The 13,404-nt window shown below is 59.4% G+C and carries 15 protein-coding genes; 1 reads left to right on the forward strand and 14 read right to left on the reverse strand.

Annotation, left to right across the window (positions count from 1 at the left end):
• Positions 1-52 precede the first annotated feature (52 nt).
• The 10 genes from ACP154_RS12470 to glyA form a co-directional block, all read right to left on the reverse strand.
• Positions 53-2,203 (reverse strand): sodium-translocating pyrophosphatase, encoded by a 2,151-nt coding sequence (locus tag ACP154_RS12470; RefSeq protein ID WP_107713256.1) that lies wholly within the window; start codon positions 2,201-2,203, stop codon positions 53-55.
• Positions 2,204-2,366: 163 nt separating this feature from the next.
• Positions 2,367-2,768 carry a hypothetical protein gene (locus ACP154_RS12475; protein ID WP_421858710.1) on the reverse strand — a complete coding sequence of 134 codons (402 nt, stop codon included), beginning with the start codon at positions 2,766-2,768 and terminating at the stop codon, positions 2,367-2,369.
• Positions 2,769-2,911: 143 nt separating this feature from the next.
• Positions 2,912-3,907: a thiamine-phosphate kinase gene (gene thiL, locus ACP154_RS12480; protein WP_421858707.1), complete on the reverse strand. Its 996-nt coding sequence runs from the start codon at positions 3,905-3,907 to the stop codon at positions 2,912-2,914.
• Positions 3,908-3,912: 5 nt separating this feature from the next.
• Positions 3,913-4,389 (reverse strand): transcription antitermination factor NusB, encoded by a 477-nt coding sequence (nusB, locus tag ACP154_RS12485; RefSeq protein WP_421858705.1) that lies wholly within the window; start codon positions 4,387-4,389, stop codon positions 3,913-3,915.
• Entirely contained in the window at positions 4,389-4,826 is a 438-nt protein-coding gene (locus ACP154_RS12490) for a 6,7-dimethyl-8-ribityllumazine synthase (protein WP_421858702.1), read from the reverse strand. The genes nusB and ACP154_RS12490 overlap by 1 nt, the downstream gene beginning before the upstream one ends.
• An 11-nt stretch (positions 4,827-4,837) precedes the next feature.
• Positions 4,838-5,959: a 3,4-dihydroxy-2-butanone-4-phosphate synthase gene (gene ribB / locus ACP154_RS12495; protein ID WP_107713261.1), complete on the reverse strand. Its 1,122-nt coding sequence runs from the start codon at positions 5,957-5,959 to the stop codon at positions 4,838-4,840.
• Positions 5,956-6,588 carry a riboflavin synthase gene (locus ACP154_RS12500; protein WP_421858699.1) on the reverse strand — a complete coding sequence of 211 codons (633 nt, stop codon included), beginning with the start codon at positions 6,586-6,588 and terminating at the stop codon, positions 5,956-5,958. Before ACP154_RS12500 ends, ribB begins: the two co-directional genes overlap by 4 nt.
• 4 nt (positions 6,589-6,592) lie before the next feature.
• Positions 6,593-7,243 (reverse strand): RibD family protein, encoded by a 651-nt coding sequence (locus ACP154_RS12505; protein WP_421858696.1) that lies wholly within the window; start codon positions 7,241-7,243, stop codon positions 6,593-6,595.
• On the reverse strand, positions 7,240-7,719 hold the full coding sequence (gene nrdR / locus ACP154_RS12510) for a transcriptional regulator NrdR (protein ID WP_107713263.1): 480 nt from the start codon (positions 7,717-7,719) through the stop codon (positions 7,240-7,242). The genes ACP154_RS12505 and nrdR overlap by 4 nt, the downstream gene beginning before the upstream one ends.
• A gap of 9 nt (positions 7,720-7,728) precedes the next feature.
• The gene (gene glyA, locus ACP154_RS12515; RefSeq protein ID WP_421858693.1) at positions 7,729-9,033 is read right to left on the reverse strand and encodes a serine hydroxymethyltransferase; all 1,305 of its coding nucleotides are present in this window, start codon (positions 9,031-9,033) and stop codon (positions 7,729-7,731) included.
• Between the two features lie 252 nt (positions 9,034-9,285).
• On the opposite strand from glyA, the gene ACP154_RS12520 reads away from it, so the two are divergent.
• Positions 9,286-9,708 carry a MucR family transcriptional regulator gene (locus ACP154_RS12520; protein ID WP_028284842.1) on the forward strand — a complete coding sequence of 141 codons (423 nt, stop codon included), beginning with the start codon at positions 9,286-9,288 and terminating at the stop codon, positions 9,706-9,708.
• Between the two features lie 18 nt (positions 9,709-9,726).
• Here the strand turns inward: ACP154_RS12520 and ACP154_RS12525 are convergent, their stop codons facing one another.
• The 4 genes from ACP154_RS12525 to ACP154_RS12540 form a co-directional block, all read right to left on the reverse strand.
• On the reverse strand, positions 9,727-9,972 hold the full coding sequence (locus ACP154_RS12525) for a DUF6898 family protein (RefSeq protein ID WP_421858690.1): 246 nt from the start codon (positions 9,970-9,972) through the stop codon (positions 9,727-9,729).
• The gene (gene hemA / locus ACP154_RS12530; protein WP_421858687.1) at positions 9,972-11,186 is read right to left on the reverse strand and encodes a 5-aminolevulinate synthase; all 1,215 of its coding nucleotides are present in this window, start codon (positions 11,184-11,186) and stop codon (positions 9,972-9,974) included. Before hemA ends, ACP154_RS12525 begins: the two co-directional genes overlap by 1 nt.
• 152 nt (positions 11,187-11,338) lie before the next feature.
• The gene (mmsB, locus tag ACP154_RS12535) at positions 11,339-12,232 is read right to left on the reverse strand and encodes a 3-hydroxyisobutyrate dehydrogenase (RefSeq protein ID WP_421858684.1); all 894 of its coding nucleotides are present in this window, start codon (positions 12,230-12,232) and stop codon (positions 11,339-11,341) included.
• A 56-nt stretch (positions 12,233-12,288) separates the two neighbouring features.
• Positions 12,289-13,338, reverse strand: coding sequence for an enoyl-CoA hydratase/isomerase family protein (locus ACP154_RS12540; RefSeq protein WP_421858681.1), 1,050 nt, complete (start codon positions 13,336-13,338; stop codon positions 12,289-12,291).
• Positions 13,339-13,404: the final 66 nt, after the last annotated feature.

A 13,404-nucleotide genomic window follows, 5' to 3' on the forward strand; every position in this document is an offset into this window, starting at 1 on the left:
GAAAACCCCCGACGCCGAGCGCCGGGGGTTTTCTTTTGCTTGGACGGAGGCGCTACATCCCCGCCAGCACCGCCAACATGAGCAAGGCCACGATATTGGTGATCTTGATCATCGGGTTCACTGCCGGGCCTGCGGTGTCCTTATAGGGATCACCTACGGTGTCGCCCGTCACGGCAGCCTTGTGGGCTTCAGAGCCCTTGCCGCCATGATGGCCGTCCTCGATGTATTTCTTGGCGTTGTCCCAGGCCCCGCCGCCGGCGGTCATGGAGATCGCCACATAAAGGCCTGTCACGATCACACCGAGCAACATCGCGCCCACGCTGGCGAGCGCTTCGGCCCGTCCGGCGATGAAGTTGACGACGACGAACAACACGATCGGGCTGAGCACGGGCAAGAGCGAGGGAATAATCATCTCCCGGATCGCCGCCTTGGTCAGCAAATCCACCGCGCGGCCGTAATCAGGCTTCACCTCGCCTTTCATAATGCCAGGGTTCTCGCGGAATTGCCGACGCACTTCTTCGACCACCGCCTGGGCGGCGCGCCCCACAGCCGTCATCGACATGCCGCCGAACAGGAAGGGCAAGAGCCCGCCAAAGAGCAGCCCGACGACCACATAGGGGTTTGAGAGCGAGAAGTTGACAGTCAAACCGGCAAAGAAGGGATAGGTCTCCGGGTTTGACGCGAAATACGCCAGATCCTCGGTGTAGGCGGCGAAGAGCACAAGCGCGCCCAGCCCCGCTGAACCAATGGCGTAGCCTTTGGTGACGGCCTTGGTGGTGTTGCCGACGGCATCGAGCATATCGGTTGTGTCGCGCACCGCACCTTCCAGCCCCGCCATTTCAGCAATGCCGCCAGCATTGTCGGTCACCGGGCCGAACGCATCGAGCGCCACAACCATGCCCGCCAGCGCCAGCATGGTCGTCACCGCGATCGCGATGCCGAACAACCCAGCGAGGTTAAAGGTCAGCATGATGGCGCCGATAATCACCAGAGCCGGAAGCGCCGTGGCTTCCATGGAGACAGCCAGTCCCTGGATGACGTTCGCGCCATGGCCGGACTCAGACGCCTTGGCGACAGACTTCACGGGACCGTAGTTCACACCGGTATAGAACTCGGTGATCCAGACGATCAGCCCCGTCACCGCCAAACCGGTCAGGCCGCAATAAAGCAGCGACATCGCTGAAATTTGCAGACCGTTCGCGCTTTCAACGACGCCGTCAAAACCCAGTACGAAATGCGTGGCGATCGCCAAGCCGATGGCGGAGAAAATCGCAGCAGCAAAAAACCCCTTGTAGAGCGCGCCCATGACATTGGTTGAGCCCTTGCCAAGGCGGACAAAGAACGCCCCCAGGATGGAGGCGACCATACAGACAGCCCCAATCGCCAGCGGGTAAATCATCATGGCGTCCAGCGTGATCGCGCCCGCTGCATCACGGAAATAGATCGAGGCGAGCACCATGGTGGCCACAATGGTCACGGCGTAGGTTTCAAACAGATCCGCCGCCATGCCGGCGCAATCGCCAACATTGTCGCCCACATTATCTGCGATGGTGGCGGCGTTACGCGGGTCATCCTCGGGAATCCCGGCTTCGACCTTGCCAACCATATCCCCGCCCACATCGGCGCCCTTGGTGAAGATACCGCCGCCCAGACGCGCGAAGATCGAGATCAGCGAGGCGCCGAAACCTAAGGCGACGAGCCCGTCAATGATCTGTCTGGAATCCTCGGCAGCGCCAAATGATGCGCCTTGAGTGAGCCAGAGATAGTATCCGGTAACAGCCAGCAGCGCCAACCCCGCCACCAGCATCCCGGTGATCGCTCCGGCGCGAAACGCCATGGACAAGCCCGCCTGAAGCGAGACCATTGACGCCTGCGTGGTCCGCACATTCGCCCGGACAGACACCAGCATGCCGATGAAACCGGCTGCGCCCGATAACAACGCCCCGATCAGGAAGCCCAGGGCGACCACCGGACCGAGCAAAAACCCGACCAGAATCAAAATCGCCGCCCCAACGGCGGCGATCGTCATATATTGGCGTTTGAGATAGGCGTTCGCGCCTTCCTGGATGGCGCTGGCGATTTCCTGCATGCGCTCGGAACCCGCGCTCGCCGCCAGAATGGAGCGAATCTGAACCGCACCGTAGAGAACCGCAAGTCCCCCGCAGGCTAAGGAAATCCATAGCCAGATATACACTGATTGCATGACACCCTCCCCGAGCGTCTAAAGGCTTCTTGCAACGCCGCATCGAGTTCTTGGACGCTTCCAAGACATGGGCGGCTATTGCTTTGACAATGAAAGCCTAGTCCCGGTTTTTAGGGATATGCAACAGTAAAGAGAAATGCTGCGGTGCAGCTATATTCTCAAATCAATGAATGGGGCGAATGTCTGCGCCCAGAAGATCAAGACGTTCGATCTGGGTTGGATCTACAACTTCACCGATCGCCGCGTACAGAATCTGACGCGTGGATTCACGGTCAATCTCGCCCGCATCATCCATCACAAACGGATGGCGATGGGCGGACCGCACCATGGTGTCGACCAGGAAGTGCAAGTCTTCAATAAAGCGGGTCGCACTCACGCCACGCGCGAGGCAAATACGAGGCGTTACAAAGGCGTAGCCGTAAAGGTGCCGCCGAGACTCAATAGGAATGACAATCGAAGGCACATCAACTCTGCGGGGACAGGTCTCGTCTTCGCCAAACTCCGCCATCAACGCCTGGGTGGCCTCTTCGACTGAGTTGTAAAGCGGCAAGTCCGTAGACGTCACAGCGCCAGGTCCGCTGGGACCGCTGGGCTTGCCGGGCCCGCCCCCTCCACCGACTGCCGCAAGAGCGGGCGTGGAGAGCAGAAATGCGGCGCAGAGTGCATATGCGAAATGGCGAATCATAGATCCTGCTTAGCAGGCAAGACTCAAAAATGCGTAAATCCAAAAGACGAAGGCGTGATGGGCTCGCCGTCCATCAAGACGATCAAACCGCCCTGTGAGTCGCCCTTGGAAGTGACTTCACCCAGGCGTGTCACTGGAACGCCAAGACGGCTTGCCGCACCGATAAAGTCTCGCGCAGCGTCCGCTGACAGCGACAGCACCAGCTCATAATCATCACCGCTCGAAACCAGCTCCAGCAAGGCTTGTGACCGATCCGGCTGTTGTAAAAGCCAATGGCGCGCGGGCTTTGAGAGCGGAACATCTTCCAGCTTTAGCTCAATCGTGCAGTTGGACGCGTCAGCGATGTGTCGAGTGTCCGCCAACAAACCATCGGACACATCAATCGCGGCATGCGCATGCTGGCGAACCAGCCCTGACAGCGCACAGCGCGGCTCAGGCAAGGTGAAGCGCCGGGCCAGATAGTCAGCGTCCAGCTTCGCGGGCGCATGGAGTCCCTGTCTTGCTTTTAGGCCGAGACCTGCATCCCCAAGGGTTCCGGTCACCAGAACCTGATCCCCCGGCTGAGCGCCGCTGCGCCGGACTGCTTGTCCTTTGGGGACCGCGCCAAAGGCGGTGATGGAGATCATCCAGGGTCCGGGAGCGCTGGTGGTGTCGCCCCCCGCCAGATGGACGCTGAAAATATCCTGGTCCAGAGCCAACCCATCCGCAAAGCCGCTCATGCGCGCTTCGCGACCCGTTTCGGGCCAGACCACACACGCCATATATGCGTGGGGGTCCGCGCCCATGGCGGCCAGATCAGACAGGTTTGCGCGCAAAGCCTTACGGGCGGCGAGCGCAGGATCTTCGTTGTGTGGAAAATGGCGGCCTTCGATCAGCGTGTCCGCCGTCACCGCCCAGTCACAGCCCTCAGGAGGCGTCAGAACAGCGCCGTCATCTGTGAGTGCAGCGGCGCCCGGCAATCCAAGGCTGAGCGGGGCGAGCCGCGTCCGTATGTAATCAAACTCGCCCGATCCGCTCATATCAATCAGGGCTTGCGCACCTGCTTGGACAGAGCGTCCAGCGTCGCATTCACAAAGCCTGATTCAGACCCGTCAAAGAAAGCATGTGCGACATCGACATATTCATTGATGACCACGGCGGCCGGCACATCCTTGCGCGCGACCAGCTCATAACCGCCAGCTCGCAAGATCGCGCGGACGGTGGCGTCGAGACGCGACAGCTTCCAGCCCTCTTTCAGAACGCCGGACAAGCGCGTGTCTACATCCGCCTGGTGCGTGATGATGCCCGTCACCAGGTCCTCAAAAAACACTTCATCGGTTTCGACAAAATCACCCGGCTCGCCTTCATAACCGAACCGGTGATCGCGAAATTCCTTCACGACCGCAGCGGCGCCGGAACCGGATGTCTCCATCTGGTAGAGCGCCTGCACAGCGCTGAGACGCGCGGCGCGACGCATCCGGGCATGTTTGTCAGATGACGCTTCCTGTGACTTGCCGCTCATCAGGCCGCCCCGAACTTCTTCTTCAGACTCAACAGCGCAAGAGCGGCGTTCGCGGCGTCACCGCCCTTGTTTTTCTCATCAACATGAGCGCGCACACGGGCCTGCTTGATATTCTCAACCGTCAGAATGCCATTGCCGACCGGCACGCCCTTCAGCGTCAAATCCATAAGGCCGCGCGCAGATTCCCCGCACACATAATCAAAATGGCTGGTTTCACCGCGGATCACGCATCCCAAGGCGACATAGGCGTCGTATGGCGCCTTGCCTTGCTCGGACAGCGCGATCACAGCCGGGATTTCAAGCGCGCCAGGCACTTCAACCACCTCCGCCGTGACGCCTGCTGCCTCGCATGCGCCCTGAGCGCCAGCAACCAGCTGTTCGGTGATGTCTTCGTAAAAAGGCGCTGCAATCAGCAGCACACGTGTTTCAGCGCTCACAAGCGCCTCCTTTAATCAATTTCGCGTTGCTCGACGACTTCAAGACCGTAGCCGTCCAGCCCCACAATGTTTTGCGGCGCAGTAGACAAGAGGATCATCTTGCGCACGCCCAGATCCAGTAATATTTGCGCGCCGAGACCATATTCACGCAAGCGACGCTCTTCGCGCGTATCCGGCGGGTCTGACGGCGCTGCGCCAAACCGCTCGGTGATCGCAGCGCGATTGGTCTCACGGATGAAGACCATGGCCGCTGGACCGTCATGGCCTGACAGCGCTTTCACACCCTTATCCACCAGACCCGTGCGTCCGCCAAGCGCGCCCAACACGTCATCCGCGAAGCTGACCTTGTGCATGCGCACCAGAGCCGGCGAATCCGCGGTGATTTCTCCTTTATGCAGAGCCACATGCTCCACATTATCCACCAGAGAGCGGAACACCGTCAGTTTGAACGGACCGCCCGCCTGAGTGGACACTTCGGTGTCCATCCGGCGCTCCACAAAGCGATCATGTTGACGGCGATAGGCGATCAGATCGGCGATCGCGCCAATCTTCATATTATGCTCTTTGGCGAACTCGATAAGGTCGGGAAGACGGGCCATCGTCCCGTCATCCTTCATGATCTCGCAGATCACACCGGCGGGGTTCACACCCGCCAGACGCGCAATGTCCACTGCCGCCTCTGTATGACCGGCGCGCACAAGTACACCGCCATCACGCGCCACCAGCGGAAAAACATGCCCCGGCGAGACCACGTCTTCGGAGCCTTTTGAGGGATCGATCGCAGTGGCGACGGTCAACGCCCGATCATGGGCGGAAATGCCCGTCGAGATGCCCTCGCGCGCCTCAATCGACACCGTGAAATTGGTGGAGTGTCGCGACTGATTACGCTGGCTCATGAAGGGCAGCTGCAGAGTTTTCGCCCGGTCCTGGGTCATCGATAGGCAGATCAGGCCACGGCCATAGCGCGCCATGAAATTGATGACGTCCGGGGTGGCGAACTGGGCGGGGATGATCAGATCCCCCTCATTCTCACGGTCTTCAGCATCCACCAGGATGAACATGCGACCGTTGCGGGCCTCGTCGATGATCTCTTCCACCGGCGACAGCGCGGATTGGGGGGCGGCTTCGCTCACGACTGGACCTCATTATTCGCGGCGCCGTCTGCACGCGCCTCCATTAAACGCGCGGCGTAGCGCGCCATGACGTCAACCTCAAGGTTGACGCGCGTCCCAGCCTGCAAAGATCCCAATGTCGTGACCTCGGCGGTATGGGGAATGATCATCAACTCGAACTCATCACCGTCGACCCGGTTCACCGTCAGAGAGACGCCATCGACCGTAATCGATCCCTTATAGGCGATGAAAGCGCTCAATTCTGTAGGGGCTTCTACGAGAAAGCGGATCCAGCCGTCTTCGTCAGATCGGGAGACCACTCTCCCGACGCCGTCCACATGGCCCTGAACAATATGTCCGCCCAGCTCGTCGCCGACTTTCAAGGCGCGCTCGAGATTGACCGTATCCCCCGATTTCCAGCCTCCGAGCGTGGTTTTGGAGAGGGTCTCGGGCGACACGTCGAGATCATATTCGGCCCCCTCGCCCACATCCCGGCAAGCCACCACCGTCAGGCAGACTCCGGCATGAGCGATTGACGCCCCAAGCTCGATGGATGACGCCGGATACGGGCTCGACACCGTCATGCGGCGCACATCGCCTTCAGAAACAGAAACGATCCGCCCGAGAGCAGAGACTAGGCCGGTGAACATGGGATCATCCCCGTTGATAGGTTTCCCAGAGATCCGCGCCGCAGGCGCGAACAGATATGCGTTGGAATGTGGGCGCGAGCGCCAGTTCCTCAAGCCCAAGCCCTGCGATACACGCAATTCCCTCTGCGCCGATCAGCATGGGCGCGCGAAACCATTCAATGTGCGTGACGAGCCCCGACCTTATTGCCGAGCCCGCGATCTCAGCCCCGGCTTCAATCATGACGCTCTTGACGCCTTTCGAGCGAAGTGTGTCCAGGACAGCTTTAAAACAGACACGGCCCGCCTCATCCGCCTCGGTCTGGATCAGTTTGGCGTTTGCAAATCCATAGGACGCATCACATGCATGAAAAACCCATACCGGCGTACCGGTGAGCATGGCGGCGTCAGCCGGCATACGCAGTCGAGAGTCCATCACCACGCGTTGCGGTTGGTCCCCGCTGACAACGCCGTTCGGACGCGCTGAGAGTTGTGGATCATCGGCGAGCACCGTCCCGATGCCCGTCAATATGGCGTCATGTTCGGCGCGCAGGCGATGGACTTGCCCGCGGGCCTCAGGGCCTGTGATCCATTGCGACTGGCCATTGGCCAGAGCGATGCGGCCATCAAGGCTGGTGGCGAGTTTCAACGTGACGCGCAGGGGGTGCGCCGCTGTCATTGATCTGCGTCCAGATCATCCTCATGCCCGAGTTTTTCGCCCTTGATGAACTCGGAGAAGTCATCAACTTCCTGAAAGTCTTTATAGACCGAGGCGTAACGCACATAGGCGACCGTATCGAGATTGCGCAATCCGTCCATCACCAGCTCACCGATAACGCTGGCGGGAACATCCGGGTCACCCAGGCTTTCCAGACGCCTGACAATGCCGGAGATCATCTGCTCGACCCGTTCGCGCTCAATGGCGCGTTTCTGGGTCGCCAGTAAAACCGATCTCGCCATCTTGTCGCGATCAAACGCTTCACGCTTGTTGTCGGACTTGAGGACATGAAGATCGCGCAACTGCACGCGCTCGAACGTGGTGAAGCGGCCGCCGCATGCCGGGCAATGACGGCGGCGTCGGATCGCCTGGCTGTCTTCAGCCGGGCGTGAATCCTTCACCTGAGTATCAGGGTTGGCGCAAAACGGACACCGCATGCCCTGATCCTAGCCGAGCGCAGGGTAGATCGGGAAGCGTTCGCACAGTGCGACCACTTCATCACGCACCCGGGCTTCGACCTTGGCGTCGCCTTCACGATTGACCGCCAGCGCATCCAGGACTTCCGCCATCATCTCACCCACGCGGCGGAACTCGGCGGCGCCGAATCCCCTTGTGGTGCCCGCAGGCGCGCCGACCCGAAGACCAGACGTCACGGTCGGCTTCTCGGGGTCAAACGGGACGCCGTTCTTGTTGCAGGTCATGTGCGCACGCTCGAGTGCGGCTTCGGAGATATCGCCCGTCAACGATTTGGGGCGCAAATCCACCAAAGCGAGATGACTGTCGGTGCCGCCTGAGACAATGTCATAGCCCGCTTCAACCAGCGCGCCAGACATGGCCCGGCAGTTCTCGATCACGGACGCGGCGTAGGCCTTGAACTCCGGGCGCAGCGCTTCGCCGAATGCGACCGCTTTTGCGGCGATCACATGCATCAAGGGCCCGCCTTGCAGGCCGGGAAAGACGGCGGAATTGAATTTCTTGCCCAAAGCTACATCGCGACTGATGATCATGCCGCCGCGCGGTCCGCGCAGGGTCTTGTGCGTGGTGGTCGTGCACACATCGGCGAGCGGAACGGGGTTGGGATAAACGCCGCCTGCGACGAGGCCTGCAAAGTGCGCCATGTCCACAAGCAGGTAGGCGCCGACTTCATCGGCGATATCGCGGAACGCCTGGAAATCGATTTCGCGCGGATATGCCGAACCGCCCGCAATGATCATCTGCGGCTGGATCTCTTTGGCCTGCTCGCGCAGCTTGTCGTAATCAATCAGAGCATTGTCTTCGCGGACGCCATAGGCATGCGCTTCAAACCATTTGCCGGACATGTTCGGCCGGGCGCCATGGGTCAAATGCCCGCCTGAAGACAGATCCAGCCCAAGAATCTTGTCGCCCGGTTTCAGAAGCGCCAGGAACACAGCCTGATTGGCCTGGCTGCCGGAATTGGGTTGAACATTGGCGTAAGCGGCGCCGAACAGTTTCTTGGCGCGTTCAATTGCAAGCTCTTCAGCGATGTCGACGAACTCACATCCGCCATAATAGCGACGGCCCGGATAGCCTTCGGCGTATTTATTCGTCAGCGGCGAGCCCTGCGCTTCCAGAACAGCGCGCGAAACGATGTTCTCGGACGCGATCAGTTCAATCTGGGTCTGTTGGCGCTGTATTTCCTTGCTGATCGCCGAGGCGAGCTGAGGATCGGCGTCAGCCAGAGACTGGGCAAAGAAAGAGGTGTTCTGGGCGGTCGATTGAACGTCAGCCATCTCGCTCGCACTCCATATAGCGGATCTAGATAGCTACATACGGCTGGATAGGGTCGCGGACAAGGCGGAGACCAGGCGTATTTTCATCTCATTGCACCAACAAAGTTTAAGGGGTGCATTCAGCAACCTTAAAAATGCTATGGTATCTGCAGATTTCTCAATTCAATACTTGTATAGCGAATATACTGTCATTAAACACAAGACATCTCGTTTTCAGACGCAAACGCGACCATGTTGCGCAAGGATCAGAACATGACTGAAGAGACACTGCTGCCCGTCGACAATGAAGAATTGATGCGTATGACCACAGATATCATCGCGTCTTTTCTGTCGCACAACTCTGTGCCGGCGGAGAGCGTCCCGGATATGATCAAATCGGTTTACGCTACCATGAAAGAAATTTCGGGTGAGCCGGCCAAACCTGAACCCAAAGCCAAACCGGCTGTGCCCGTTTCTCGCTCAGTCAGCGATGATTACATCGTCTGCCTGGAAGATGGCAAAAAGCTGAAAATGCTTAAGCGTTATCTTCGCTCGCAATACGACATGTCCCCGGAAGATTACCGCCGCAAATGGGGCCTGCCCGCTGACTATCCGATGGTTGCTCCGAACTATTCCAAGCGCCGTTCGGAATTCGCCAAGGAAATCGGCCTCGGTCGCGGCGCACGCAAGAAATAAGCGCTTCGAAGTAAAGTGTTAGACAATGACGCCCCGACCGCCTGGTCGGGGCGTTTTTGACTCAGGCGTCAGCCCCTCTTTCTCCAGACGGCGCACCAGTTTGCGCGCTGCCAGACGCTGAAGGTCATCCTGACGGGTTTTAATGGGCCCGAAAACGACCACTTCTATGCCGGTTTCGACATCCACCGCCGCAACCCGGACAGAATCACCCACGGACACAAACTCGAATATAAACTCACGATCCGGACCGGGACCGCCAGACATTATGCGACCTTGAGGCCGACATGTTTGGCGTAGACGGTTTTCACCGCCTCCAGTAGCTCGTCCATCATGGCGTCATCATGCATGGGCGTCGGGGTCAGACGCATCCGCTCCGTGCCTTTGGGCACGGTGGGGTAATTGATGGGCTGAACATAAATGCCGTGAACGTCCAGAAGTTCATCGGTCATGCGCTTACAGAGCACCGGGTCGCCCACATGGACGGGCACGATATGGGTGACAGATTCAAGCACCGGAATGCCAGCGTCATGAAAGCGCGCTTTCAAGGTCGCGGCGCGTTCTTGATGCTGCTCACGCAGATGATAAGCGCTCTTGAGGTACTCAACGCTGGCGCGCGCGCCAGCCGCCAGAGCCGGCGCCAATGAGGTTGTGAAGATGAAACCTGGCGCCCAGGACCGGATGGCGTCCACGATTACTTCGTCGGCGGCGATATAGCCCCCCATGACGCCAAACGCCTTGCCCAGCGTGCCTTCAATGATGTCAAACCGGTCGAGAAGCCCGTCGCGTTCAGCGATGCCGGCGCCGCGCAGGCCATACAGGCCGACCGCGTGCACTTCATCAAGATAAGTCAGTGCGTTGTACTTGTCCGCCAGATCGCAAACAGCTTCGAGCGGGCCAATATCGCCATCCATGGAATAAACTGATTCCAGGGCAATCAGCTTGGGGGCGTCTTGCGGCGCTGCTTTCAGAAGCGCTTCCAGGTGCTCGACGTCGTTATGCCGCCAGACATGCTTCTCGCACTTAGCGCCCTTCACGCCCTCGATCATCGAGGCATGGTTGAGCTCGTCAGAGAAGATGATCAGGCCGGGCAGAATCTTGCCCAAGGTGGCAAGCGTCGCCTGATTGGCGATATAGCCCGAGGTGAAAAGCAGCGCGCTTTCCTTGTCATGCAAATCAGCTAGGCTGGCTTCGAGCTCGACATGATAATGCGTCGTGCCGGAGATATTTCGCGTGCCGCCAGCGCCAGCGCCTACATCGTCTATCGCCTGTTTCATAGCGCCGGTGACGCAGGGGCTTTGCCCCATACCGAGATAGTCATTGGAACACCACACTACCACATCGCGCGTGTCGCCTTCATCGGTGCGCAGGCGTGCACGGGGGAACTGCCCTTTCACGCGACGCAGATTGGCGAACACACGATAACGGCCTTCGGCGCGGACGCGCGCGACTGAGGCTTTGAAAGCGCTGCGGTAATCCATTGTTGTTGCACTCGCATTTCAGTGCGAGCGGCTCTCCTTAGAGGTCAGCATGTCATCAGCACAATGACATAGGATTCTGAGCTTGTCTTATCATCGGTCAGGGACCAAAGGTCGCGGTTTGACTGATAGCGCGTCGCAAACTCAAGTGTGCTTTACTTCATCTCTCCGGCGAGCCATTTGATCACGCCAGAGAAGTCCATGTCCTCACCGCCCTGCTCGACAAAAGCGTCATAGATGGTCTGCGCTTTTTCGCCCATAGGCGTATTCACGCCAGCCGTTTTCGATGTCTGCATGGCAAGGTTTAAATCTTTCAGCATCATCGGCGCTGCGAAGCCCGGCTTGTAGTCACGGTTTGACGGCGCCGCAGGAACCGGGCCTGGAACCGGGCAATAGCTGGTCAGAGACCAGTTCTGACCCGATGCTTTGGAGGCGATGTCAAAAAAGTTCTGCGGATCAAGGCCCAGCTTGATCGCCAGATTCATCGCTTCGCAGGTGCCGATCATGTGTATGCCGAGCAGCATGTTGTTGCAGATCTTCGCCGCCTGCCCCGCGCCAGCTTCCCCCGCGCGAATCACGGCCTTGCCCATATTGGACAGGATCGGCTCAGCCTTTGTGAAAGCGTCTTCAGGACCGCCAACCATAAAGGTCAGCGTACCGCCCTCAGCCGCCGCTACACCCCCGGACACAGGGGCGTCCACAAACGCAAATCCCGCCTCAGCGGCTTTCGCCGCCACGGCGCGGGCGCTGTCCACATCAATGGTGGAGCAATCAATCAGCACGGCATCCTTGCTCGCCAGAGACAGCACGCCCCCGTCATCAAGGTACACGCCGCGCACATGCGGTCCGGCCGGCAGCATGGTGACCACGGCGTCAGCGCCGTTGACGGCGTGGGTGAGGTCAGACGCCGCTGTCGCGCCCTTACCGACCAGCGCCGCCACAGCGTCCGCGTTCAGATCAAACGCGCGCACGTCATGACCGGCCTTCACGAGGTTGGCCGCCATGCCTGAGCCCATATTGCCAAGGCCGATAAATGCAACAACCGCCATGCGGTCCTCCCTTGTGTTCTCCAGGGCGGGCGGTTGATCCGCCCTGCCCGGTGTTCCTAGTCGAGGAACGTCATTTCCATGTCAGCCGCAAGCGGCTCGAAATAGGCCGCCACATCAGCGTCATTGATCGGCGCAGACCAGTTCGGCGCATTGTCTTTATCAATGATCACGGCGCGAACACCTTCGTAAAAGTCAGACCCCTCATTGAGAAAGCGGCTCGACACTCGAAGGTCTTGCACCATGACGTCTCGAAGCGACAGATTTGCGCCCTTACGCAGCGCCGCCAGCGTCACTTTCACAGCTGTTGGCGACTTACCCGACAGGATTTTCAGCACAGCCTTGGACCACGCGTCATCTGCCGTTTCCAGTCGGTTGAGAATGATGTCCAGATCATCACCTTCAAACGCCGCATCAATCAGCGGCTGAATCATGCCCAGATCGGACTGGCCCGGATCGCCGACAAACCTGGCGAGGATGGCGTCAACTTTCTCACCATCGTCATCCAGCGCTTCGCTTTCGAGCGCCTCAATCAGAGCCGGATGGGAATCGGTCGGCACATAATGAGTGGCGACCCCTGCTGCGATGCAATCCGCTGTTTTCAGACGTGCGCCGGTCAGGCCCATCCAGACGCCCAGCTCCCCCATGAGGCGCGGCAAGAAGAACGCGCCGCCCACATCCGGGTGAAAGCCGATCCCGGTTTCAGGCATGGCGAACAGGGTCCGGTCGCCCGCGACGCGGAATTCGCCATGAATGGAAACGCCGACGCCGCCACCCATGGTGATGCCGTCAATCAACGCCACATAAGGCTTAGGATATTCCGCAATCAGAGTATTGAGCTGATATTCGTCGCGCCAGAAGGTCCAGGCGCGGTCATCACCCGCCTGACCGCTTTCCGCCAGCATGCGGATATCGCCGCCCGCGCAGAAGCCTTTCTCGCCAGCGCCATCTACGATGACGGCCTTCACGCTGTCATCATTGCGCCAGGCCATGAGCGCTTCGACCATGGCGGTGACCATGTCCTGATTCAGGGCGTTGAGCGCCTTGGGGCGGTTCAGCGTGATACGGCCGACAGAGCCGACTTTGCGAGTGATGACGTCTTCAGTCATGAGAGGCTTCTCCGGACGGAATTCTGCTTCTGGCCCTGCTGAAACACAGGCCAATTGAAACTCGTT

This window comes from Oceanicaulis sp., assembly GCF_965249665.1.
Lineage (GTDB): Bacteria > Pseudomonadota > Alphaproteobacteria > Caulobacterales > Maricaulaceae > Oceanicaulis.

What these genes read in the sequence shown, in the direction of transcription:
- nusB (WP_421858705.1), bottom strand. Translation starts at nt 4,389, where the DNA reads ATGAGCGGCAAGTCACAGGAAGCGTCATCTGACAAACATGCCCGGATG.
- ACP154_RS12470 (WP_107713256.1), bottom strand. Translation starts at nt 2,203, where the DNA reads ATGCAATCAGTGTATATCTGGCTATGGATTTCCTTAGCCTGCGGGGGA.
- ACP154_RS12520 (WP_028284842.1), top strand. Translation starts at nt 9,286, where the DNA reads ATGACTGAAGAGACACTGCTGCCCGTCGACAATGAAGAATTGATGCGT.
- hemA (WP_421858687.1), bottom strand. Translation starts at nt 11,186, where the DNA reads ATGGATTACCGCAGCGCTTTCAAAGCCTCAGTCGCGCGCGTCCGCGCC.
- mmsB (WP_421858684.1), bottom strand. Translation starts at nt 12,232, where the DNA reads ATGGCGGTTGTTGCATTTATCGGCCTTGGCAATATGGGCTCAGGCATG.
- ACP154_RS12540 (WP_421858681.1), bottom strand. Translation starts at nt 13,338, where the DNA reads ATGACTGAAGACGTCATCACTCGCAAAGTCGGCTCTGTCGGCCGTATC.
- ACP154_RS12525 (WP_421858690.1), bottom strand. Translation starts at nt 9,972, where the DNA reads ATGTCTGGCGGTCCCGGTCCGGATCGTGAGTTTATATTCGAGTTTGTG.
- glyA (WP_421858693.1), bottom strand. Translation starts at nt 9,033, where the DNA reads ATGGCTGACGTTCAATCGACCGCCCAGAACACCTCTTTCTTTGCCCAG.
- nrdR (WP_107713263.1), bottom strand. Translation starts at nt 7,719, where the DNA reads ATGCGGTGTCCGTTTTGCGCCAACCCTGATACTCAGGTGAAGGATTCA.
- ACP154_RS12505 (WP_421858696.1), bottom strand. Translation starts at nt 7,243, where the DNA reads ATGACAGCGGCGCACCCCCTGCGCGTCACGTTGAAACTCGCCACCAGC.
- thiL (WP_421858707.1), bottom strand. Translation starts at nt 3,907, where the DNA reads ATGAGCGGATCGGGCGAGTTTGATTACATACGGACGCGGCTCGCCCCG.
- ACP154_RS12500 (WP_421858699.1), bottom strand. Translation starts at nt 6,588, where the DNA reads ATGTTCACCGGCCTAGTCTCTGCTCTCGGGCGGATCGTTTCTGTTTCT.